The 23,864-nt window shown below is 40.9% G+C and carries 22 protein-coding genes; 10 read left to right on the forward strand and 12 right to left on the reverse strand.

Features of this window, described 5'->3' with window-relative positions; genetic code table 11:
• Nucleotides 1-4: 4 nt before the first annotated feature.
• Together ACW689_RS01695 and queC are read right to left on the reverse strand one after the other, a co-directional pair.
• Complete coding sequence (locus ACW689_RS01695; RefSeq protein ID WP_476287948.1) at nucleotides 5-229, reverse strand: hypothetical protein; 225 nt, start codon at nucleotides 227-229, stop codon at nucleotides 5-7.
• Between the two features lie 122 nt (nucleotides 230-351).
• The gene (queC, locus tag ACW689_RS01700; RefSeq protein ID WP_476287950.1) at nucleotides 352-1,011 is read right to left on the reverse strand and encodes a 7-cyano-7-deazaguanine synthase QueC; all 660 of its coding nucleotides are present in this window, start codon (nucleotides 1,009-1,011) and stop codon (nucleotides 352-354) included.
• Nucleotides 1,012-1,132: 121 nt separating this feature from the next.
• Between queC and queE the strand changes: the two genes are divergently transcribed.
• Entirely contained in the window at nucleotides 1,133-1,798 is a 666-nt protein-coding gene (gene queE, locus ACW689_RS01705; RefSeq protein WP_476287952.1) for a 7-carboxy-7-deazaguanine synthase QueE, read from the forward strand.
• A gap of 42 nt (nucleotides 1,799-1,840) precedes the next feature.
• On the opposite strand, the gene bcp is transcribed toward queE, so the two are convergent.
• Both bcp and ACW689_RS01715 read right to left on the reverse strand, forming a co-directional pair.
• Entirely contained in the window at nucleotides 1,841-2,311 is a 471-nt protein-coding gene (gene bcp / locus ACW689_RS01710; protein ID WP_476287954.1) for a thioredoxin-dependent thiol peroxidase, read from the reverse strand.
• A gap of 8 nt (nucleotides 2,312-2,319) precedes the next feature.
• Nucleotides 2,320-2,853, reverse strand: coding sequence for a glycine cleavage system transcriptional repressor (locus tag ACW689_RS01715; RefSeq protein WP_476287956.1), 534 nt, complete (start codon nucleotides 2,851-2,853; stop codon nucleotides 2,320-2,322).
• Nucleotides 2,854-3,197: 344 nt separating this feature from the next.
• On the opposite strand from ACW689_RS01715, the gene bamC reads away from it, so the two are divergent.
• Nucleotides 3,198-4,259 (forward strand): outer membrane protein assembly factor BamC, encoded by a 1,062-nt coding sequence (gene bamC, locus ACW689_RS01720; protein WP_476287958.1) that lies wholly within the window; start codon nucleotides 3,198-3,200, stop codon nucleotides 4,257-4,259.
• 68 nt (nucleotides 4,260-4,327) lie between these two features.
• Nucleotides 4,328-5,701: a YjiH family protein gene (locus ACW689_RS01725; RefSeq protein WP_476287960.1), complete on the forward strand. Its 1,374-nt coding sequence runs from the start codon at nucleotides 4,328-4,330 to the stop codon at nucleotides 5,699-5,701.
• 41 nt (nucleotides 5,702-5,742) lie between these two features.
• Here the strand turns inward: ACW689_RS01725 and ACW689_RS01730 are convergent, their stop codons facing one another.
• Nucleotides 5,743-5,922: a DUF2897 family protein gene (locus ACW689_RS01730; protein ID WP_476287962.1), complete on the reverse strand. Its 180-nt coding sequence runs from the start codon at nucleotides 5,920-5,922 to the stop codon at nucleotides 5,743-5,745.
• Nucleotides 5,923-6,143: 221 nt separating this feature from the next.
• Here ACW689_RS01730 and ACW689_RS01735 point away from each other — a divergent pair, with 221 nt between their 5' ends.
• Complete coding sequence (locus ACW689_RS01735; protein ID WP_476287964.1) at nucleotides 6,144-7,475, forward strand: ankyrin repeat domain-containing protein; 1,332 nt, start codon at nucleotides 6,144-6,146, stop codon at nucleotides 7,473-7,475.
• A 29-nt stretch (nucleotides 7,476-7,504) separates the two neighbouring features.
• Here ACW689_RS01735 and ACW689_RS01740 read toward each other — a convergent pair whose 3' ends face one another.
• The 5 genes from ACW689_RS01740 to ACW689_RS01760 are packed head-to-tail and all read right to left on the reverse strand — an operon-like array spanning nucleotide 7,505 to nucleotide 11,012.
• Entirely contained in the window at nucleotides 7,505-7,945 is a 441-nt protein-coding gene (locus ACW689_RS01740; RefSeq protein WP_476287966.1) for a DUF2069 domain-containing protein, read from the reverse strand.
• Entirely contained in the window at nucleotides 7,942-8,493 is a 552-nt protein-coding gene (gene wrbA / locus ACW689_RS01745) for an NAD(P)H:quinone oxidoreductase (protein WP_476287968.1), read from the reverse strand. Before wrbA ends, ACW689_RS01740 begins: the two co-directional genes overlap by 4 nt.
• Complete coding sequence (gene arsC, locus ACW689_RS01750) at nucleotides 8,493-8,840, reverse strand: arsenate reductase (glutaredoxin) (protein WP_476287970.1); 348 nt, start codon at nucleotides 8,838-8,840, stop codon at nucleotides 8,493-8,495. The genes wrbA and arsC overlap by 1 nt, the downstream gene beginning before the upstream one ends.
• Before the next feature lie 50 nt (nucleotides 8,841-8,890).
• Nucleotides 8,891-10,345: a beta-barrel assembly-enhancing protease gene (gene bepA / locus ACW689_RS01755; protein WP_476287972.1), complete on the reverse strand. Its 1,455-nt coding sequence runs from the start codon at nucleotides 10,343-10,345 to the stop codon at nucleotides 8,891-8,893.
• Nucleotide 10,346: 1 nt separating this feature from the next.
• Nucleotides 10,347-11,012, reverse strand: a complete 666-nt coding sequence (locus tag ACW689_RS01760; RefSeq protein ID WP_476287974.1) for a hypothetical protein — start codon at nucleotides 11,010-11,012, stop codon at nucleotides 10,347-10,349.
• A 368-nt stretch (nucleotides 11,013-11,380) separates the two neighbouring features.
• On the opposite strand from ACW689_RS01760, the gene ACW689_RS01765 reads away from it, so the two are divergent.
• Nucleotides 11,381-12,439 (forward strand): AI-2E family transporter, encoded by a 1,059-nt coding sequence (locus ACW689_RS01765; protein ID WP_476287976.1) that lies wholly within the window; start codon nucleotides 11,381-11,383, stop codon nucleotides 12,437-12,439.
• Between the two features lie 51 nt (nucleotides 12,440-12,490).
• Here ACW689_RS01765 and ACW689_RS01770 read toward each other — a convergent pair whose 3' ends face one another.
• The gene (locus ACW689_RS01770) at nucleotides 12,491-13,522 is read right to left on the reverse strand and encodes a LacI family DNA-binding transcriptional regulator (RefSeq protein WP_476287978.1); all 1,032 of its coding nucleotides are present in this window, start codon (nucleotides 13,520-13,522) and stop codon (nucleotides 12,491-12,493) included.
• A gap of 472 nt (nucleotides 13,523-13,994) precedes the next feature.
• Between ACW689_RS01770 and pgi the strand changes: the two genes are divergently transcribed.
• The 5 genes from pgi (at nucleotide 13,995) to ACW689_RS01795 (ending at nucleotide 23,000) form a co-directional block, all read left to right on the forward strand.
• Nucleotides 13,995-15,635 (forward strand): glucose-6-phosphate isomerase, encoded by a 1,641-nt coding sequence (gene pgi, locus ACW689_RS01775; RefSeq protein WP_476287980.1) that lies wholly within the window; start codon nucleotides 13,995-13,997, stop codon nucleotides 15,633-15,635.
• Nucleotides 15,636-15,976: 341 nt separating this feature from the next.
• A complete protein-coding gene (zwf, locus tag ACW689_RS01780; protein WP_476287982.1) occupies nucleotides 15,977-17,449 on the forward strand; it encodes a glucose-6-phosphate dehydrogenase in 1,473 nt (490 codons plus the stop codon).
• Nucleotides 17,449-18,156 (forward strand): 6-phosphogluconolactonase, encoded by a 708-nt coding sequence (gene pgl / locus ACW689_RS01785; protein WP_476287984.1) that lies wholly within the window; start codon nucleotides 17,449-17,451, stop codon nucleotides 18,154-18,156. The genes zwf and pgl overlap by 1 nt, the downstream gene beginning before the upstream one ends.
• 582 nt (nucleotides 18,157-18,738) lie before the next feature.
• Nucleotides 18,739-21,369, forward strand: a complete 2,631-nt coding sequence (locus ACW689_RS01790) for a TonB-dependent receptor (protein ID WP_476287986.1) — start codon at nucleotides 18,739-18,741, stop codon at nucleotides 21,367-21,369.
• A 95-nt stretch (nucleotides 21,370-21,464) separates the two neighbouring features.
• Nucleotides 21,465-23,000 carry a tryptophan halogenase family protein gene (locus ACW689_RS01795; protein ID WP_476287988.1) on the forward strand — a complete coding sequence of 512 codons (1,536 nt, stop codon included), beginning with the start codon at nucleotides 21,465-21,467 and terminating at the stop codon, nucleotides 22,998-23,000.
• Nucleotides 23,001-23,061: 61 nt separating this feature from the next.
• On the opposite strand, the gene ACW689_RS01800 is transcribed toward ACW689_RS01795, so the two are convergent.
• Nucleotides 23,062-23,772 carry a DUF6445 family protein gene (locus tag ACW689_RS01800; RefSeq protein ID WP_476287990.1) on the reverse strand — a complete coding sequence of 237 codons (711 nt, stop codon included), beginning with the start codon at nucleotides 23,770-23,772 and terminating at the stop codon, nucleotides 23,062-23,064.
• Nucleotides 23,773-23,864 lie beyond the last annotated feature (92 nt).

The raw sequence follows: 23,864 nt of genomic DNA on the forward strand, positions 1-23,864 counted from the left end.
TTAGTTATAGGTTGTTAAACTCTTTTTTGAGCGTGTAGCCCTCATCAGTGACGATTTTCTCGAGTGTAGATACACGCTCTTTAAGAGCACTAATTTCCTGCTCAAGAGCCTTCTTTTCCTCACTATCTTGTGTTTTCTTGTGAGTTAGATAGGTATTAAGCATTTTGTTTAACACACCAAAGCCAACTGCAATAAAAACAATCAGAACAACCATAGTTGTGCCAGACATATTCATTTCCTTAATTTTACAAATCCGTATAAACATATCAGGGATTACACTAAAGGAATAGTCTTAGTATGGAGATTTCTACAGTGGGGTGTGAGGCGGGAGTACTATCTCCCGCTTCATGATTATGCTTCGTAAGGAAGTGGGTCTTGAGCGTGATTTAGCTCAAAGGCTTCTAAGCGTTCTTGGCAAGCGCCGCACTTTCCACACGCTTTCTCTCGGCCATTATAGCAAGTCCAAGTATCACCGTAATCTAGACCCATCTTAAGGCCATCAGTCAAAATATCAATCTTGCTATTGTTCAAATACGGGCAAACAATTTCAATTTCTTCATAGTTGGCAATGCGACAAACGTCATCCATTTTCTTTACGAACTCAGGACGGCAATCTGGATAAATTGCATGATCGCCCGAGTGTGCACCGTAAAATACCTTGTTGGCTTTAATTGAAACGGCATATCCAACAGCCAAAGAGAGCAAAATCATATTACGATTTGGCACTATGGTGCTCTTCATACTTTCTTCTTCGTAATGACCTTCTGGGACCTCAATGTCATCGGTGAGTGAAGAACCGCCAATAAGTTGGTTAATCGCCGAAATATCCACAACTTTATGAGCGACATTCAGCTTGTCACACACTTGTGCAGCCACTTGCAGCTCTTTTACATGGCGTTGGCCATAGTTAAAAGAAAGCGCATAGACTTCATAGCCTGCGCGGATAGCTTTGTTTAGCACGGTATATGAATCCATTCCACCGGAATAAATTACGACAACTTTTTCGCTCATAGGTGTTTTGCCTCGATTTTGATAGAGGTTTACTTCAGGGCGCGATATACTACACGGCCGCTGAGAAAATAACAATTTTCCTTGGTGTTTTTTTGAGTTAGTCATACATTACGGAGCCATTTTGTACAAAATCAACGAAATTTTTGAAACGATACAGGGGGAAGCTAGCTTCACTGGTGTGCCTTCTATATTTTTGCGCTTGCAGGGATGTCCGGTGGGATGTGCCTGGTGTGACACTAAGCAAACTTGGGACGTAAACCCAACATATCGCATTTCGTTAGAAAATACTGTTGAGAAAAAAGCTGATTCAGAATGGTGGGCCGAGGCGAGCGCAGAGCAAGTTCTCGATTTATTCAAACTGCGAGGCTATCAAGCAAAACACGTCGTGATCACCGGTGGTGAGCCATGTATGTTCGATCTAGTGCCAATTTGTGAACTGTTGCATAGTGCAGGTTACAGCACGCAAATAGAAACCAGTGGTACGTTTGAGATCAAAGCACCAGAGCAAACTTGGGTAACGGTTTCGCCAAAAATTAATATGCGGGGTGGCTACAAGGTACTTACTAGCGCCATGCAGCGCGCCAATGAAATAAAACACCCTGTGGCGATGCAGAAGCATGTGGAAGAGCTAGAAGCCTTGTTTGAACAAACTGGCGTTACCCCAGAGCTTGTTTACTTGCAGCCTATTAGTCAAAAAGCCAAGGCAACTAAGCTGGCGATAGATACTTGTATGAGAAAGAACTGGCGCTTATCGGTGCAAGTACACAAATATATTGGTATTAACTGATTGATATGTAAAAGAGGCGCTTAATAAAGCGCCTCTTTTACATTATAGACTTTTAAGTTGATCAATCACCACTTGGTGATGGTCTTTGGTTTTGAATTTATTAAACACGTGTTTAATTTTACCACCTTGGCCAACTAAAAAGCTGATGCGGTGAATACCGTCGTACTCTTTGCCCATAAACTTTTTCAAGCCCCAAACGCCAAACGCGTCTGCAACGGCATGATCTTCGTCAGATAGCAGATCAAAGTTTAACTCTTTTTTGGTTTCAAAGTTTTTAAGTTTTTTCACTGGATCGGGACTTATGCCTACTGCAATTGTGTTCAATTCCGCCAATTGGGTTTTGTGATCACGAAGTTGTTCAGCTTGCACTGTACAGCCAGGTGTCAACGCTTTTGGATAAAAGTACACAAGCACTTGGCTGTGCTCTAACAAAGAGGCCAAAGAGACTGTTTCATCATTCTGGTTTTGTAGTGAAAAAAGGGGGGCTTGCTCGCCTGCTGTTAAAGTTTTCATGTTAATCCTTAGCGAATTCGTCTAAAAATATAATCTACGTTGAGCGCGTGAGAAAGATCTTCAAATTTAATTTTAAATTCATCTATATTGACTTCAGTGGGAATATTAAACTCAAGCTCACAACGCATATGTAATTGTTCATCTTGCTCAAAAGTGTCTGATTTTAGCGAGCATATACTAATTTGGTGTTCGGCAAAGAAACGCGTTACTTTACTTAAAGTGCCAGGTATATCAAGCCCGTGATATTCCAAAGTATAGCCAGCACTAAAGTCGCCTTGTTGGTGCGAGCTGGTGCGTTTCATCATCGTCAGCAAGCCAAGTTCCATGCCTTTGACAGGTAAGCTGTGTTCAACGCGACTAATGGCGGACATATCCCCACTTAATAACATAATAAAAGTGAATTCGTTGCCCAATATCGCTATTCGACTATCGATGATATTACAGTGGCAATCACTTACCAGTTGAGTCAACTCGCTGACAATACCCGAGCGGTCTTCACCTATGGCTGTTAACACCAGTTGTTGATTTGCAAATGCAGTCATTAATGAAACCTAACCTTTAAAGTTGTGTACTGCCCATTTTCTGTACAGAACTGAACGGCGAACAGTTGATATTTAACCGAAAATGGTAACATATATCTGAGCTATGAACATGTCTGATCTGAGAATTATTGTCGGTAAGGTGGATTATTTTATGGCATTCTTGTGTTTATGCCCATTGGAAAGTACCATAGTTGCAAAATTTTACGGTTGATTAAGACTAACCTATTCATTCTTAAAGAACTCACCATCTTTGGGAATATTTTGATTTGACAGTGAACCAAACCAGCATTCCCTACTCATAGTATTGAAATAAAAATTAATGGGTCTGCTAAGGAGAATAATCAGTGCAGTATTGGATCCCAAAAACGTTGGCTATCGGCGTATTACTTGGTTTATCTGGGTGTAGTGTTTTTACAAATGATGCACATCATGAGCGTAACTACCGTGTGCATGAAGCTGTTAAGGTGCCTACTAATTTAAAACAGCCATCACAAGATCCCGTTTACACAATGTCCGTAGCGAGTTTTGACAACGACCCTGATCCAAAAGCTTACCGTCCACCCGCTCAAGTTTTGACGCTTGCAAAGGGGAGTTGGGTTGAAGAAAACGAACAACTAGCAAGAGTGTTTTTTGATAAAAATGACGGTATTGAACACTTAACTAATTTTATTTGGCAGTCTGTTGACAGTGTTATGAGCAACAGAAGTATATCTTTAGTTGAAGATAAACGAGCGGATGGGAGTGTGACAACCGATTGGTATTCGTTGATCAAACCAACGGAGGGTTGGTTTTGGGAAGACGATGAGGTCGTGTCTGAGCAAAAATTTCGCTTTATTGTGGAGCAAAAAGCGCATCAACGAACAGCATCGTTAAGAGCAGAGTTAGTGGATTACCGCAGCGACAAAGTTGAATTAAATGATTTATTAAAACAGCGGCTTGAGGCAAGAGCTGTTAATGAAGTTGTGGCTGAATTCGACTATTTGTACCGTTTGCTTGAAGTTGAACTGAGAAAGCAGCAGGGTATGTTATCGCTTGAGCTTGGCTTCGATGCGCAAGGAAACGGCGCTATGCTTACAGAACAAAGCAGTGATATAGTGCTGGACAGATTCTCAGGCTTTTTAGAGCGTATGGGCTTCACTATCATTAAAATTGATCGTGATTCAGGAGATATTTCAACTCGTTATGAGAAACCTGACACGAGCGTATGGGATTCAATTTGGGGCGATGATGAAATCCAGTTACCTATCGAAAGTGGGGATTATAAGATTTCTATTGCAACGACCAAAGATAAGAGTACCTCTATTACATGGCGTGATGCGCAAGGAGAAGTACTAGATACAGATGTAATGGCGCAACTGCAGCAAGCACTACTTAAGGCATTGCGCGATAAAGGTTTAACTATTTAATAGTTGACCTGTTTTTTCAATGAGAAAAGAGCCTAGGCTCTTTTCTTCGTTTTTGTAGGCTAAATATAATGACAACACAAACAAGTCGCAATGTGACGCCCGATTGGCGCACGCTTTTCGCATTTATTGTTCCTTCGCTTATTGGGGTATTTTTGTTTATGACACCAGTTGCAATTGGTGAGGCAATGACAATCCCCATTGCGGTCATGGCAAAAGCTTTACAAGGGTTTGTAGCCCCTTTTATTGATACCCTTATTTTGGGCATTATCTGCATAACAGGTGTGATGAGCTTAGTTGTCAAACTTCTCAAGCCTGCGGCTTTGATGAACGTAACCTTGGTCAAGCATTTGTTTGACGTGAGCTGGATCTGGTTATTGACACGCTTGGCAGGTATGGCATTTATTCTAATGACATACTTCAATGTTGGACCTGCAATGATCCATTCAGAACATACCGGAGCATTGGTATTGAACGACTTGCTGCCAGTCTTGTTTTCTGTGTTTATTTTAGCCGGATTATTACTTCCTTTGTTGTTGAATTTTGGTTTGTTAGAGCTCGTCGGTACATTGTTGACTAAGGTGATGCGACCACTTTTTGGGGTGCCTGGCCGTAGTGCGGTTAACTGTGTTGCGTCGTGGTTAGGTGATGGTAGCGTGGGTATTTTGATGACGGCTAGGCAGTACGAAGACAAATACTACACACAAAAAGAAGCCGCTATTATTGGAACGACTTTCTCTGCTGTGTCTATCACATTCTGTTTGGTGGTGATAGGCCAAGTGAAATTGGAGCACTTGTTTGCACCATTTTATCTAACAGTATGTTTGGCAGGCTTTGTTGCCGCAATTATAGTGCCTCGATTACCTCCACTGCGTTTTAAACAAGATATGTATGTTGATGGAAGTCCAGCCGACAAAGATGCTGAAGCAACACCTGAAGGTAAAACCTTATTTAAGCATGCACTAGATGTTGCATTAGAAAAGGCAAGAAAGGCGCCCGGCGTAAAGGGCACGTTGCATGAAGGTTTATGTAATGCGCTAGATATGCTGTTTGCGGTATTACCTGTAGTGATGGGAGTGGGTACACTGGCATTAATTGTTGCTGAATATACCTCTGTATTTCAGGTGCTGGGCACGCCATTTGTGCCTTATTTAGAGCTTCTTAATGTGCCTGAAGCTGAAAAAGCGGCGCAAACTATCGTTGTGGGTTTTGCTGATATGTTCATTCCTTCAATTCTTGCTGCAGGTAGTATTGAAAGCGATGTGACTCGGTTTATTGTTGCTGCGATGAGTGTGACTCAACTTATTTATATGTCGGAAGTAGGGGCATTACTGCTTGGTAGCAAGATCCCTGTCAATCTTCTGGAACTGTTTGCGATTTTCATTTTACGCACATTAGTTACATTGCCTGTTATTTGCTTAATGGCCCACTGGTTAGTTGCGTAACTCGACCATAATTAAAGAGTTTGGACTACTGAGTTACTCAGTTAGTCCAAGCCATCTTCTTTTTCGTCTTGTTTTTTCTCATCACTTTGTTCTTTTGTTTTATTGGGTTTAACTTTAACGTCAAATTTGGTCGAGTATTTGAGTAGTGCAATATTGCTCCAAATAACAGCCAAGACACCTGCAATAATGAGTATAACCTGCCATGTTTCGAGTTGTTTCATCATGGTTCCTTCGGATTTGTTGTGTATAGCATTTTAAATTGACTTTGAGCCACAAAGATTTTAGCTGTTTTATAAGATGGTTGAAATAATCATGTGATTTACTTAGATTTTGCGAAGCAATTTTTTCACTAAATTGGTATTATTCACCCAGCAGTCAGGCTGTCGAATTTAGTCTCATAGACGACAGTGATTTTTGTTTTTGATAGGTGAACTATAAGCTCATGGAACATGTTTTGATTTGGCCATCGCAGTATCCAATGTTACTACGTGGCTTGGTAGAGCAAAATGGGGCATTTATACTCGACGCCCTAGAAACTTGGCCAAGTTGTACGACAAGTACAGATGATCAAGGCGTTAAAACGACCGTACTCCCTCCTATTTTTTACCTTCAATGGTTAAAACCGTTGGAGCCTTTTGAGTCGTGCTATTTTCAGCATATTGACGAATATGATGAGCAGCAGCAGGCTTATACACAACAGTTGTTTGCACATATAGAGCAATCAGGTATGACTCGCCAAGCGCTGATTGTTCGATTGTTAGAGTGCTTTACTCAGTACAGCAATTTAGCGATACAAATTGAGTCAACTGAATATCCTAACTTTTTTGATTTACTTATCGCGTTAGAATATGGCCAAGTATTTGAATGGTGTTTGGCGGCCAACATTCAGTTATCTCCACAGGATGTTTGTACGGCCTGGCTTGAGCCTAGTTTTCAAGCTGCGATTGAAACACATTTGGATCATTGCATAGTAAATCGTGACGCGACTGCATCACTAGCCGCAGAGCTACTACTTCAAGATGCGCATTACTATGGTTTGTTGGAAAAGCTTTGTGACGATAAAGAGCAAATTGTAGAGAGGCTAGAGCAAGCATTACTAGAGCTGATCTGTCGTGATGACATTAAACAACCAGAGTTGATGGCGTTGCTAGCACAAGGGGCCAAAGGGACGGCTCGAGACGAAAATAATAAGTCAGCGCTGATGTGGGCAATTGAAAAAGGCTTTGTTAACGTTGTGGAGAAGCTGATTGAGTATCATGATGTCAATGATACTGACGCGAAGGGGCAAACCTTTTTACATTTCGCTGTTCAGTCAAACTTAGCTACGATGATAAATTTAGTACTAGACAACGGAGTTGAAGCTCATAAAGTTGATGAAACCGGACAAACACCTTATCGCTTAGCGCTTAAACAGTCTGCCTTAGTTGCGAAAAAAACGCTCGAACAAAGAGGGATTAAGGAATTGTCGGAAAGTGCAAAAATCCTAAAGATAAAACAGGTTCATGTATTATATGCGCTAGTTAGCTTGCTACTACCCCTACAATTTGTATTATTTTTTAGTGAGCAAATTGAAGATAAATCTATGGTTGTTTGGGGGGCTACTGCACTGGGCCTGATGTTATTTGGTTTTGCACGCATGGTAAGAAAAGGGCAACTTTACCCTACTTTACCTCACCCTTGGTCACTGAAAGGTTTGATGGCATTAAGTTGGTTTAGCGTGAGTGCGCAAGTACTGTTTGCACTATTAGTTTTAAGCGCATTTATAAGAAGTTAAAGCTGAGCTTCCTCAGCTTTAACTTTAGCCTATTTCTTATTACCGTCCTGGTGCGCAGCTTTTTCTTCAGCGAGTTCGTCTTTTAGCTTACGGATCTTTAATCCAAGCTCTTGGCCACGATGACGAGCATAATAAGTACACCCTATGAACATACAGGTGGCAAACAATAATTCCAGAGAGACCCACAGCAGCTCTTCAGGAGATACCCAAAGCAAGCTTAAGCTATGAATAAAATAAATCATCACGATGAAGTTAGCCCAAGCGTAAGTGTATGGTTTATCTTGTATTACCCCTTTTAACGGTAGCAATAAGGGGAGTATGTAAACAGTGAACACAAAGCCCGTACTATATCCTTCCCTAGGGGCCAGCCAAAAAAGCCATGTTGGCATCAGAATAAGTAGCCCGACGTAGCCAAAAATAGCTAGGCGTTGATAAGTAACAGTGATCGGTTGTTTCGTTGGTTTAGTCATTTTAACTTACTAGCAATATTAAATAATCTGATACCGACCGCGCGGCAAATTTTCTTTTCACATTCGCTCAACACATTAGAATTATGTGCACCTGCAACATGTGTTGCACCATAGGGGGTGCCCCCAGTATTTGTTTCCAGTAGTTCGGGCACATCATAGGGAACACCTAGTAACATCATACCATGATGCAATAAAGGTAAGGAGAGGTTAAGAAGTGTGGCTTCGTTACCACCATGCATACTACTCGAAGATGAAAATACGCACGCTGGTTTATCAATTAACTGGCCTTTTAACCAAAGGTCGCTGGTGGTTTCCCAAAATGTTTTCGCTTGTGCAGCCATCATACCGAATCGGGTTGGGGAGCCAAAAGCGAGCGCATCGCAGTCAATGAGATCTTGTTTACAGATCACTTGATCATGCGGCTGTTTTTTTTCGAAGGTACGAAGTTTAACGACCGCACCACTGAATTCTAGTGCATCGCTAATTTCATGAGCCATCGCTTCCACTGAGCCATGGCTAGAATGGTAAAGAACAACGACGCTAATCATTAAAGAATTGACAATACAGATTCAGGTGGACGACCTAATGCTGCTTTTTGTCCGTTAACAACGATAGGGCGCTCGATCAGTTTTGGATTGTCAATCATAGCTTGACGAAGCGTCGCCTCATCACTGTCTTTACTCAATCCGAGTTCTTTGAACACTGTTTCTTTACTGCGCACTAATTGGTGCGCAGAATTAAAGCCCAATTGTGCTAATAATGTTTCGAGTTGTTGAAGATTGATAGGTGTTTTTAGGTATTCAACAACCTCTGGAGTAACCCCGTTTTCTTCGAGTAAAGCAAGGGTTTCGCGCGATTTCGAGCAGCGAGGGTTATGATAAATTGTAACTGACATATCAAGTCCTATTCGTTTTTCTGACTATTTTAATGTATCAAGAAGGCGACTTAAAGCTTTGCTAACTCTTTTTGCATTTGGCGGTATTGACTTAGTAACGCCTTCAAGCGAGTTTCTTTGATTTTTTCTTTTTCTTCGACATGATTTAAAGCCCGCTGAATTTCATCGGCGGCTTTTATATAAGCTCCATATAAAGCGAGCACACTGGCTCTCATCTCATGATATGCTGCTTTGTCTCCTTGTTTTTTATAAACATCGCTGAGTAACTCTTTAGCTAGTGCATGCTTGGGCTTTTCGAGTAGAAAGAGCCTTAATGTACGTTCGGCTAAATCTAATTGGTTTGCTTTGATCGCGGCATTGGCGAAATTAAGCGTCAGCACTTGGTTGTTAGGCCTAAACTCATGTTTAATTTGCAGCATTTTGGCTGCTTGTTGAGGCTGCTTTTGTGCAATCAGTAAGTCGGTGTAGGCATCTAGGTAGAAAAGATTGTTGTCATCTTGCTTTAACAACTTTTCCAATAGAGATTGTGATTGGTCTAACTTACCTTGATCCAGCAAACTCAAAGCCAAGCCGTATTCCAGCGCTTGTTTATTCATCTCTGTTGCTTTGAGTCGTAATTGGCTTTCAAAAAATGCTTGTGCATCTTCACTGGAGTACTGATAACGTGCCAGCACTCTACTTTTTGCCAATTCAAATTTAAGGCTTACAGGTACATACCTTGCAGCGTATTGTTGAGCCCTAAGCCTCACATCAGATACCCTAGACTCAGGCAATGGGTGAGTGAGTAAGAAGGCGGGTGGCTTTGTTTGGTAACGGATCTGCGCTGCTAATTTAGATAAAAACGCACTGGATTGCGTTGGGTCGAAACCGGCTTCATAAAGAGTTTGCATCCCAAAGCGATCGGCCTCTTGCTCAGCTTGTCGGCTATGCGTTAATTGGCTTAATTGAGCTTGCGTAGAGTTAGCTGCGAGTATCGCCATACCTGCATCTGGTGCGACTACGGTCGTTAAGATACCTGCGATCATCCCCGCTAAAGTCATCGCACTATTATCTTGTGCTTGCTGAATTCGCCTAGCCAAATGACGCTGCGTAACGTGTGCAATTTCGTGGCCTAATACGGATGCCAATTGACTTTCGTTATCAGCTTCTGCTAGTAAGCCTGTGTGAACACCAACATGCCCGCCGTAAAACGCAAAAGCATTTAATGCTTGGTTATTTATCCAAAAAAATGAAAAAGGAAAACGTACGTCGTTGGCATTGGCAACGAGTTTATTACCTAATGACGTAAGATATTCATCCAAAACGGGGTCTTGAATAATGGGCGACTGGCTTCGGATCTGCATCATCATCACTTCACCGATGGCCTGTTCTTTTTCTATGGGGAGCGCTTGTAGGGCTGAAGTGCCAAGGTCTGGCAATTTTAGGGCACTTTGTCCATGGCTAGTCTGGCTTGCGATCAACATCGCTAAGCACAATGCCCCACGGACTACAGGGGTCAATCTCATACTATTCCTTTTTTAAACCTTCACCGAGCATAATGCGTGCGATGTCAATCTCATCACCGCATATTCGGGCGTCTTTTTCACACATTAAATAAAAATCTTTAATTGTGACACCACCAACTGAAACAATGTTCAATTCAGCTTGTAAAAAACTGATAACTTTGTGAACGACTTTATGGGCGTGGAGTATTAATGCTTTATCTGCAGCATCTCCTCTGTCAAAGTAAAAGCCGATAAATTTATGTAATTGGTTAATACGAACCAAGTGTTTCATACTATGTGGATCCCACACATAAAATTCTAAGAAACGATTATCTTTAACGTACTTATCTACTTTGGTGTCTTTTGCGTATGGGAACGCCCATAACTCAAATCCTCGCTCCGTAAACACTTGATTGAGCGCGAGTCTTGGTTTGTCTTCACAGTGAATAGCGCCGACATTGTCTTCATAGCCATTCAGTAACTCTAAGTTCCAGTTACGTTTATTTAGCACTCGTTTCACTGCGTTATCAAAACCGTGATGCAAAATTCCCTCGGTTTCACTAATAGACGAAGCGACCATATGATAAAATGGTGGTAACTCCCCCCAATTGATCTGCTTTTTGTACCAATTTATTTCTTTTAGCGTAGGATTGGCAGGTAATATGGCCTTATTGTTCGCATGGGGCATAACGAGCTACTCTCCAACATTATTTATCGTAAAAGGATAAACCATTGTACTCTATCAGGCCACAGTTGTGCGCTTTTAAGTTACTTGTATGAGGTGCTAGAATCGTGAAAAATATTGCAATTAGATACCTAGAAAAAAGTCAATGCAAAAGAAAATAATTGAGTTTAATTTATCACCTTACCAATGCCCGCAGTTGTTTGTTCAATTTAAGTGGCAGTTGAAAAAAGCGGAGCAAATCAATTCAAGTATTCATTTTTTTTATCTCAAACAACAAGACATTGGTGATATAGTTCGATATCTCAGTCAGCATAGTTATTCTTTTAAAAAAAATGACGGCGCAGAGCCATCAATAGAGGTTCACATAAGCAATGTTTGAAATTGTAAAAGCTTGGTACCAAAATAAATTTTCAGATCCTCACTCGGTCACTTTGTTATTAATGCTGATAGCATCAGTGGCTTTATTGTATTTCTTAGGTCCATTTGTAATGCCGGTTTTAGTCGCCTTGGTGATAGCCTATTTGCTTGACTGGCCTGTGTCTCGTTTGCAAAAAATGGTGCCAAATCGTACCCTAGCTACTACCCTGGTTATTTTATTGTTTGTTGGTTTATGCTTGGCTTTGATGCTGGGCATTGTGCCAGTACTTTGGCAGCAGCTCAGTAACCTGTTACAAGAAAGCCCATACATGATAGAGCAGGGGAAAGCGTTTCTGTTGCATCTACCAGAGGATTACCCGGCACTTATTTCCGCCAATCAAGTGCAAACTTTGGTTACTAGCGTGGAAGCCAAAGCGCTTGAAATTGGACAGTTTGTTGTTTCAATGTCATTAACTTCTTTGAAAGATGTGGTGGCTTGGCTGATTTACCTTATCTTAGTGCCCTTACTGGTATTCTTTATGTTAAAAGACAAAGTGATTTTAACGAAGGGAATTTCTGGTTTAATTCCTAAAGAGCGGCGATTGATCAGCCAAGTGTGGTCTGAAATGGACCATCAAATTATGAATTATATTCGTGGCAAAGTGTTTGAAATAGGGATTGTTGGCTCTGCCAGTTTTATCGCATTTTCTGTTTTGGATTTACGCTATGCAGCTTTGCTTGGAGCGCTCGTAGGATTGTCCGTGCTCATTCCGTTTGTTGGTGCTGCGCTTGTCACGATCCCCGTTGCAGCGGTCGCAATGTTTCAATTTGGTATTGAAGCGCAATTTTGGACTGTGGTGATAGTCTATGGGGTTATTCAAGCCCTTGATGGCAATGTGTTAGTGCCGCTGTTATTTTCAGAAGCAGTTGATTTAAATCCAGTCTATATCATTGTTGCGGTGTTGTTCTTTGGAGGCTTATGGGGCTTCTGGGGGGTATTTTTCGCGATTCCATTAGCATCTTTGGTAAAAGCACTGGCTAACGCCTGGTCTAACCAACGAGATGATGGATAAACATATCGTGAGTGAGTAAAGTTAAGGCACGGGCAGTGCCTTAATTGCTTTTTACTTTGCGGGCCCCGTACTTTCTCGTACTACTAGGCTTGGCGTAAATGTGGTTTGAATGTCTTTATCCTGCTTTCTAGAGCCGCGAGTTTTACTAAACAGCAATCTTGCGGCATGTTCAGAAATGACATCATTGGCTTGGTGTGCAGTGGTGAGTTTTGGCCAAGTTTGGCGAGAGAATGGTGAATCTTCAAACCCTGTAATTGATAATTCGCTCGGAATATCGATATTCATTAAGCGTGCAGCAAACAAAGCACCCGCGGCGACCTCATCGTTACCACCTAAGATTGCACTAATTTTGCGTGGATTACCATTTGCTAACAACGCTTTTGCGCCCTTGACACCTGACTCGAAAGAATAGCTTCCCTCGTATAATAGTTCTTCCGATGGCTCGATATTATGATCGCGGAGAGCTTGTTGATAACCTGCCAAACGTTCCGAAGTTGATTTGTGTTCTTTATCCCCAAGTACAAAAGCAATGCGCTTATGTCCTAGAGAAATGAGATGTTGAGTAATTTCATATGCAGCAGCATAGTCATTAACCAAAATACAGTTTTTACGCTCTGGCACATCATTTTCGCGACCAGATAATAAGCGAACGTACTGAACTTTCATTTCATCCAACATATCTATAATGCTTTGCTGTTCTGAAAGCGGAGGGGTCAACACAAGGCCAGCTAAACGAGAACGCTTAATCATGGTTATGAATTCTTCTTGCATATTATCATCAAGATAACTGCATGGATGAATAACCAACTCATAACCTTCATCTTTACAGCGCGATAATACACCGTTTTGCATATCAATTACGTAATAAGCGTTTGGGTTATCGTAGACAAGCCCGATGGCAAATGAGGACGTACCAGCTAAATTCCTTGCAGCAATATTAGGCTGATAGTTCAACTCATTAACTGCACTCATTACCAAGTCATAGGTCTTTTTTCTGACCGAAGGTTCTTTATTGATCACCCGAGAGACGGTTTTCATTGAAACACCGGCTAACTTAGCGACATCATTAATGGTGACTTTCATGTTATTGTTCTTTTGTTTCCGTAGCCTAAAGCCCGTTAAATTTGATGTTTGATTTTACTTTGTTGAGGCATCGATATCGGGCTTCAACAAGAATAAATACTTCTTTATTCGTGCGATAAAGCAGAATAACTATACTACACATAGCCAGACTGACATAAACTTTAATGAGTGCAAAACAAATCTCACCATCCAAAGGCCAATCCATCTAGCTATGCGAAATTCATTAAATGATCATGTGAGCTGCTTAGTCTATCTAATCTGAATGAAAAATAGCAGTAGAAATATCATAAATAAATGAATGATACCGGTGTCAAAAGTCTAAAATTGCGTTATTATCCACATTATAAAATTGGATAGAAGAAAATTGACAGCGTTGTCATTCTGGCATATGGTAATTGCTGTCGATAATCTTTCGCGACTAAAAACAGCCGGTTAACGGCTCGTTTAACGCGCTTTTGTTAGGGGAATGGGTATGAGTTGCCGTAGTGATTTAAGTAGTTGGCAGGCTTTAGAGCAATCAGCAAGTGAATTAAAGCAGCAGCATTTAAAGAACTTGTTTGCACAAGACGCACAGCGTTTTGCTAAGTTTTCTTGTCAAATACCAGGGCTTTTATTTGACTACTCAAAACAACTAATTGATGACCAAGCATTTTCTCAACTCATTGCTCTAGCAGAGCAAACAGAACTGAGCGCGTGGCGGGAGAAAATGTTCAGTGGAGAAAAGATCAATTTCACTGAAGACAGAGCGGTGCTTCATGTCGCGCTTCGTAACAGAAATAATAAGCCTATTATTGTCGATGGTGTAGATGTAATGCCATTGGTGAATGCGGAATTGGAAAAAATTAAAGTGTTTTCTGATAAAGTTCGCAGCGGCCAATGGGTTGGATATACAGATAAGGCGGTAAAAGATGTTGTAGCGATTGGTGTAGGTGGCTCAAACTTAGGTCCGCAAATGGTGACTGAGGCACTAACAAGCTATGCCGATGACACTTTAAATGTGCACTACGTTTCAAATGTTGACGGTGTTCAGCTAGCAGGTGTGCTAGCGCAGCTTGATCCAGAAACAACTTTATTTGTGATTTCATCAAAAACCTTTACCACATCAGAGACTATGACTAATGCTCGTTCAGCGGTTTCGTGGTTTTTAGAGCACGCACACAGTGAAAGTGAGATTGCCAAGCATTTTGTTGCAGTGAGTACCAATTTAGAGAAAACTCGTGCGTTTGGTATTGCTGATGAAAATGTCTTTACCATGTGGGATTGGGTTGGCGGTCGTTTCTCTTTGTGGAGTGCGATTGGTTTACCAATCGCGTTGTACCTTGGCTACGATAAGTTTGTTGAAGTCCTTGAAGGCGCTTTTGAAATTGATGAGCATTTTAGAACAGCTCCTTTTGAGCGTAATATCCCACTTATTATGGCATTATTAAGTGTTTGGAATACAAGCTTTTTAGGACATACAGCACAAGCTATTTTACCTTATGATCAAGCATTACATATGTTACCAGCTTATCTGCAGCAAGGTGAAATGGAAAGCAATGGTAAACATGTTGCTTTTGATGGTACTCCGGTACCATACACGACAGTACCACTTATTTGGGGTATGACAGGGATAAACGGTCAACATGCGTTTTACCAATATTTACACCAAGGTAATAATATTGTGCCAGCTGATTTTATTGCATCACTTAAGCCTCAGGTGAGTGTGGGTGCACATCACGATATTTTGTTATCAAATTTCTTTGCACAAACCGAAGCTATGATGGCAGGTGTTGATGAACAACAGGTAAGAGCTGATTTATCGGCTAAAGGCAAGCCAGAAGCCGAAATTGAAACCCTTTTGGCGCACAAAATTCACCAAGGTAATCGCCCAACCACATCCATGATATTAGATGTGGTAGACGCCAAGGCTGTTGGCAGATTGGTTGCTTTGTATGAGCATAAAATCTTCTGCCAAGGTATTGTGTTGGAGATTTGTTCTTTTGATCAATGGGGTGTTGAGCTTGGCAAAGGGTTAGCTTCAAAAATTGAAAAAGAATTAACTGAGCCGAACGTTAGTTTTGAACATGATAGTTCAACCGCAGGCTTGATTGATTACTACAAGAATAATAGATAAATAGTTTCGTCATCTTTATGTGACAACCAGTTCACTTCTAAGTGAAAAAATACCTTTGAACGGGTAGCGCTGGAGTTCTTAGGGCCTGTATTTTTGTGAGAGGAATTACAGTGCCCCTAAGGCTCATTTATTATATCGCACTGTGCCTTTACCTGTTATTTTCATCACGGTGTTTATTCACCATCAATTTTAATAGTTGAACTGTTACAATCGAATTCAACACCGTTAATTAGCGGTTAGTCTGGTACGCTAAGGCATAGGTTACACCAGACTCAAATAAATCAATGCGTAGTCATCGAACAAGGGCTGTTATGACGCGCTTAACCAGTAGAGAGTAATTTATGCTTAATCCTTTTGATATTGTTATTTTTGGTGGGGGCGGTGATTTAGCATTACGCAAGTTGTTACCTGCAATGTATCGCGCATATCAAGAAGGCAACTTACCTGAAGGCTCTCGTATTCTGCCAACTGTTCGAGAAGAAAGTAAAAAACAAGAATACGTCGAAACAGCACAGCAAGCCCTGAAGTCATTTTTAGGGGATGGGGAGTTTAACCTACGCGATTGGAAGGCGTTCGCCGAGTTTTTGGTACCAGTGGTCATTAACGTTACAGAACCTGATGCTTATTGGGATGAGTTACGTACAATTTTAGAACAAGATGCGCTAGATAAATCTCGTGTGTTTTACTTGTCACTTCCGCCTGCAGTTTATGGTACTTGTTGTGAGATCTTATCGACAAAAAATTTGATCACGGCGACATCACGAGTTGTTGTGGAAAAGCCAATTGGCTACTGCGGTGAATCAGCTGAAGAGATAAACGCCAAAATTGCTGAGTATTTCTCGGAAGAACAAATCTTCCGCATCGACCATTATCTCGGTAAAGAAACAGTTCAAAACTTAATGGCACTGCGCTTTTCAAATGCACTGTTTGAAAATCTTTGGGATGCAAAATCTATCGATAACATTCAGATAAGTATCTCTGAGACGGTTGGGTTAGAGTCGCGAGCTGGCTTTTATGACAAAGCGGGTGCACTGAGAGATATGGTGCAAAATCACTTATTGCAGCTTTTATGCTTGGTTGCCATGGAGTCACCTCATAAACTAAACGCAAATAGTATTCGTGCTGAAAAGCTCAAGGTACTTGAAGCCTTGCGTCCTCTTGTTGATGAGCAAGTTGATGCTAACATAGTGCGCGGTCAGTACGTACCGGGCGATTTAAATGGCAAACTTGTTCCAGGGTATTTGGAAGAATTGGGTGAAGGTTCAAGCAAAACCGAAACTTTTGTCGCTATTCGTGCACACATCGATAACTGGCGTTGGGCTGGGGTACCTTTTTATCTCAGAACGGGTAAACGCATGAAAAAGCGCTGTGCGGAGATTGTTGTTGAGTACAAGTCCGTATCTCACAATGTTTACGATGAGTCTGTTGGTCCAATTCAACCAAACCGCTTGGTGATCCGTTTACAGCCAGAAGAAACCATTCAATTAACCTTGATGTCGAAACGTATGGATAATTTAAACATGGAGTTGCAGCCGGTTACGCTGAATATTGAATTAAGCGAACAATACGGCTCGAGTTTCCATTCTGATGCGTACAAGCGATTAATGCTTGATGCTGCGGCGAATAACCCTGCGCTGTTTATCCATCGTGACGAAGTGCGTCAGGCTTGGCAATGGATTGACCCAATTATCGAGCGATGGCAGAAAAAAGGAATTCCGTCGTTATATCGAGCTGGTTCCTGGGGTCCAGAAGACGCAGATGAACTGTTGCAAGAAAATAACCATGCGTGGTTCAACGTTGGGGAGCAAGCATAATGGCTCAATTAACAGAACATTTTTTTGACTCTAAAGAGGCGATGACAAACGCGCTTGCAAGTAAAATTGAAGCAGGTTTGGTTCAAGGTATTGAGCAAAACGGACGCGCAGTTATGATGGTATCAGGTGGTTCCTCTCCTGCGCCAGCTTATCGACACCTATCAAATTTACCGTTTGATTGGGAAAAAGTGTCGGTTGCCATGGTGGACGAGCGTTGGGTTGATGCAACCCACGAAAAATCGAACGAAGCATTTATTAAATCTACTTTGCTACAAAACCATGCCGAAAAAGCACGTTTTGTCACCATGAAAAATTCTGCATCCAGTGCAGTGGAAGGGCAGGGTGATTGTGAATCGCAATATCAAGCATTAGGAAAGTCGGATATTACAATACTTGGTATGGGTCCTGATGGTCATACCGCGTCACTATTCCCCCATGCTGAAGGGTTGGAGTTTGGCTTAACATCATCTAATTCAGTTTGTGCGATCAATGCTAAACAAAGTGAAGTGACAGGCAGTATTACTGAGCGTATGACGCTCACATTAAATGGCATTGCGAATTCTCGTCAGGTCATTTTGCTTATCGGTGGTGAAGAAAAGCGCGCAGTTTATGAGATAGCCAAGCAGGCAGGATCTGAATTCGAAATTCCGCTCAGAGCCGTTTTGAATCACCCCGATATTGATCTTACTGTTTATTGGTGCCCATAACAGATTCATGTATTAAGTACCGAGTGAGTCATTTCTTGATGACTTACTTGGTATTTTGACTTTCTACTGATAAATAACTTCTATTTTCCAAATTAATTTCCTCAACGCTCTGAAGCTCAATAAAAACGTCACCTTTAACACTTAAACTGGGCGAATTAATAGCTCGCATGCTGGACATCCGTAGCTTGAAAATCTATAATGACAGCGTTGTCATTTTTGAAATATATACCCTTGAATACTTCTGCCAAAGTTTTTCGAAACCAATATAAATATTTCAAAAAGTTATAACAGAGCGTTCTTCATAATTGATTTTCATATTAGAGTTCCCTTTTTGGCTTCTAAATTGGGCTTTTTATGTTATATTCTCACCAGATTTTGTAACAAATCATAAAGTTAGAGATTAAGACTTACGTAAATTCAATAGCTTATATTTATTGTTGAATATTTTTTGATTAATTCAGCAAAAAACATGTAGCGAATTTGTAATTTACGGTGTATGGTTTGTTATTAGATGACAGCGTTGTCATCATCACTGGGCAGAAGTGATACAAAATTCCAACAAAATGATTCAAGGGGAATCCTGTGTTAGCTAATAATTTTAAGAAAAGCTTACTAGCAGTTAATGTCGGTCTTGTACTAAGTGCAGGTGTGTCTGGCGTTGCAGTTGCTGCTGATAATAATCAAGCCAATGAAAATGTTGAAGTAATTGAAGTTCGCGGTATTCGTGCTTCAAATAAAGAAAACATCAACGGAAAACGTTTCGCAAACTCCGTTGTTGACGTAGTAACTGCTGAAGATGTTGGTAAGTTTCCAGATGGAGATGTGGGCGAATCTTTGGCACGTATCTCAGGTGTGAGCGTATCTCGTCAATTTGGTCAAGGTCAGCAGGTTTCAATTCGAGGTGCATCAGCACAATTAACACGCACCTTGCTAGACGGTCATTCAATTGCATCTACAAGTTGGTTCGATCAGCAAGCAGTTGATAGAAGCTTCAACTACTCATTATTACCTTCAGAACTTGTTGGCGGCTTAGAAGTATACAAATCTTCTCAAGCGAACATTGTTGAAGGTGGTATCGGTGGTACAGTTATTGTTAAAACTCGTAAGCCTCTTGATTTAGATGCGAACACTGCATTTGGTAGCATTAAAGGCGACTACGGCACAGTATCAGAAAAAACAGATCCTGAAGTTTCTGGCTTATATAGCTGGAAAAATGAAGAAGAAACGTTTGGTGTTTTGATTTCTGGTGCTAAATCTGAAATTGATTATCAACGAAATGGTATTGAATCTTCAGGTGGTTGGAGTGGCGCTATGGCACCAACTACGTTCCAGCAGGAGCGTGATAGAACAGCGCTTTATGCTGCTTTCCAATATCAACCTAATGATTCATTAATCTTTGGCTTGAATGTAACTAGCCTTGAGCTAGGCGCAAATAATGCTAACACGCAAATTATCATTTTCCCTGGTGAAGGCTCTTGTGATAAGAGAAATGCGTCAGGTAACTGTGTGTATGCGAACGTTACCAATGCTGGCAATGGTGTTGGCCCTGCGTTCTTCCAAACTTGGGTACGTAAAGCAAGTATGGAATCAGACACAGTCGATTTTGATTGGAAATATAATGCAGAAAGCTTCACTTTCTCGGGTCGCATTGGTAAAACCGACGCTGAAAGTGCTGTAACAACGGCAAACTTCGGTGAGTATTCAAACAACACTGCTGATTTCACTGGCACGATTGATATGACTGGTGATGTTGTTAACTACAATATTGCTAACAAGAGCTACAATGCGAGCATTTTACCTGGCACGATTGGTCCACAAACTTGGGCGCCAGAGTTCAATCCTGATATGGATGAAGAAACTTACTTCAACCTAGATTTTGAAATCCCATTAGATTTAGGTGTTATCACAGCGATTAAAACGGGTTTCCGTTATGCTGATCACAAAGTAACGCAAGATGGTAATGGTGCAAACGTCAATGCCGATCTTCGTCCAATGAGAAGCGCATCTGAATACTACCCAGGTACAGTTTCAGCTGGCGGTGGTTTTGTTCTTCCAGAGCCAAATATGGATCTGATGATCGCTGATTCTTTAGCGATGACAGAAGGCTATACACAGCGTCCACAGGCATATGGTACCGTTGAAGAAGAGAACACAGCGCTTTATGCTATGGCCGAATTTAGTGGTGATAGCATCCGCGGTAACGTTGGTCTACGCTACATCGCGACAGATATTGAGTCAGATTACTACGACTTAAGTGCAACAGGTCAATACGCAACTACATTAACAACTGACAAAGCAGATTATAGCGAGTTTTTACCTAGCTTTAACATGGCGATTGATGTGACTGAAGATGTGATTTTACGTACATCTGCTGCACAAGTAATTTCTCGTCCAAACTATGCTGATTTGTTCGCAACTCGCAGCTTGGCTGGTTACACCGATAACCGTCCATTAAACGAAGTACTTCAATCTGGTAATGTTGGCCTAAGCCCGTTCAAGGCATTCCAAGCAGATATCGGTGTTGAATGGTATTTCAGTGCGGATGGTCTAGTTAGCTTAACTTACTACACCAAAGAAGTAAGCTCATTTATTTCTACTCAACAGCAAACGAATCAGCAAATTGGTATCGAAATTCCAGTTTATAAAGACAACCCTGATGCGGGTGATCCGCCTTGTGGTGCTGGCGTTTATGACTGTTGGACAGTGAGTAAGTCTACTAACGGTAGTGGTGGTTCAATCGAAGGTATTGAATTCCAGATCCAAGACGCATTTGATAACGGATTCGGTTACTCATTCAACTACACTTATGCAGATACCGAAGCGCCGGCTGAAAACTACCCTGATAGAGTGGGCGTTTTCTCAGATTCATCAAAGAATACCTACAACTTAGTTGGTTTCTATGAGCAAGATAACTTCTCAGCTCGTCTAGCTTATAACTGGCGTTCAGAGTTTATTATTCGTGAAGCACCAGGCTGGTACGGTAACCGTGAGCATAAGTCATATGGTCAACTTGACTTCAGCGCGACTTACTCCGTGACTGATTACTTGGATGTTACTTTCGAAGGTATTAACTTAACTGAAGAAGACAGTATCCAGCTTGGTAACAACCACAGCTCTACAACGTTACCAAATCCTGACTTACTAAATGACTTCCCTGTATGGAGTTTTGAAGGTGAAGCACGTTACAAAGTGGGTGTAGCGGTTCGTTTCTAATAGAAAAAAATAAAAAAAGCCCAGCTATTGCTGGGCTTTTTTATTAATATAAAAATCGTTAAATTGTGCATTTAAGATAGCCATTAGGTGTTTTTATGGATATTAAGAAAGTTGTGATAGTCGGAGGTGGTACAGCTGGATGGTTGGCAGCAAATCATTTAGGTAAAGCCATGGCAGCACAAGGTGATGTGTCAGTCACACTCATCGAGTCGTCGGATGTGCCGCCAATAGGTGTTGGAGAGGGAACAGTACCTGATATTAGGCATACGTTAATGAGTTTTGGTATCAGTGAATCTGAGTTTATACGTGAATGCGACGCGACTTTTAAACAATCAATTAAATTTGTGAATTGGATGGATAAGAAGACTCATGGCGAGGCTAACTATTTCCATCACTTATTTGATGTGCCTCATGCAACGCAAGCCAAAGAGCTCACCAAGTTATGGCTAAATAGAGGTGATCAGGTTAAACACTATGCCGATTATTTATCTGCGCAGCATCAAGTTTGCGAATTAGCTCTTGCGCCAAAAGATATTACAACACCAGAGTATCAGTCGGATTTGGCCTATGCTTATCATTTAAATGCCGCTAAATTTGCACAGCTTTTGGCGAGAAATGCAAAACAAAAATATGCTGTGGAGCATATCGACGCGAACGTATTGACAGTTAATTGTAATGAAGAAGGGGCGATCACCTCCTTAATCACAGATAAGTTTGGTGAACTTCACTTCGACTTTTACATTGATTGTTCAGGCTTTAACTCTTTATTGATCGACAAAACACTGAAGGTCCCTTTTAAGAGTGTTTCAGATACATTGCTTGTTGATAGAGCTTTAGTTGTTCAGGTTCCCACTGAACCAGATGATGAAATCCCTCCTTATACAATCGCTACTGCGCATCAAGCGGGCTGGATTTGGGACATTGCATTGTCTAGTCGGCGGGGAGTTGGCTTTGTTTATTCAAGTAAGCATATGTCTGACGATGAAGCCGCGACTAAGTTTGATAAGTATTTGGGGCACAAAAGGGGGCAAGTAGCATATCGACAAATTCCAATGAAAGTGGGGTTTCGAGAAAAGTTTTGGCATAAGAATTGTGTTGCACTGGGCTTAGCACAAGGTTTTTTGGAGCCTTTGGAAGCCACTTCAATTTTGTTAACGGATTTTTGTGCGAAGTTTCTCACTCAGCGTTTCCCCAAGACTTTGTCACAAATCGATTATCTGGAGCAGCGATTTAACCAATCTATGCAATACGCTTGGGAACGAGTAGTCGATTTTATTAAGTTGCATTATTGTATTTCAGATCGTACAGACTCTGCGTTTTGGATCGACAATAGAGAAAATGCTTCGATCCCTGAGAGTCTCAAAGCTCGCCTTACCCTCTGGGAAGACTTTATTCCGGTTAAAGACGATTTTTTTAGTCAATTTGAAGTGTTTTTTCTGGAAAACTTTTTATTTGTCTTATATGGAATGGATTATAAAACGAGCGCGCATGAAAAAATTGCTTTATCTGACTCTGATATAAAAATGCACTTTGAACGAAGAGAGGGTTACGATAGCTATTTGAGAGATAAACTACCAAAACATAGGGCACTGTTAGATAAGATAAAAAAATATGGTCTCCAATCTATCTAGCAATTTGGACTAGCGGAGAAACTACTCGCTAGTCATTTTGATAAATTATATTGGTAGCAAGCTACTTTGAGATTGTCGCAAATGAAGATATCGATAATCTTCCCTTTTTAGGGTCTCGACTATAGTCATTTTCTAACACTATATTCGCACTGTGTAATATATTTCCAGGGTAAATTACGAGTCTATTTTGTTTTGGGTTGATTTTTAACACTTGTTCAAAAATGCTGGTGCTTTTATTTATATAACCTGAGTGTTCGTCTTTAAACCTATTTATATCTTCCATCATGTATTTTAAGTGTGGCGCATGCTCTTCTTTAAATTCAATGAGTTCAGCTGGTTTATACTTATATATACTTGTTCCCCCCAAATCTTGTTCAGATAAATAGTGAACAAAAGCAAAGTGCTTACTATCAAACGTGTCAATGTGTGGCACTTTTTGTTCATTTATAAGCTTATCTGGCGGGCAGGTTACCAGAGACAATAAGCTTCTGTGAAAAGTCACCTTATCATATTCCCCTGGCAGATCCGCTAAGATATTCTCTGAGAAAAACTTCTCTAGAACCCTGAGATACGGCATAGGCATATTGTCTCGAATACCAGGGTAAAATGAACGATCTGCAAACATCGGGTTGAAATATGCAATATTATAAGCAAAATTTAAAATACTTCCCAAGCCATCCAAAAAGTTGTCTATGATATACACATGCTTATCAGTCTCAGGAATTTGTAGTTTATTTATTTTTAAATTTTCGTGCGTTGTTAATTCTTTCATGTGATTGCCATGTGATAGATTTGTTAGCGAGTGATTTTTTGAATTGTTATAGGCGTTTTGTCTTACACATTTTTCTTTAATAATGTTAGCAA

The organism is Pseudoalteromonas sp. ABE4_541 (genome assembly GCF_056312285.1).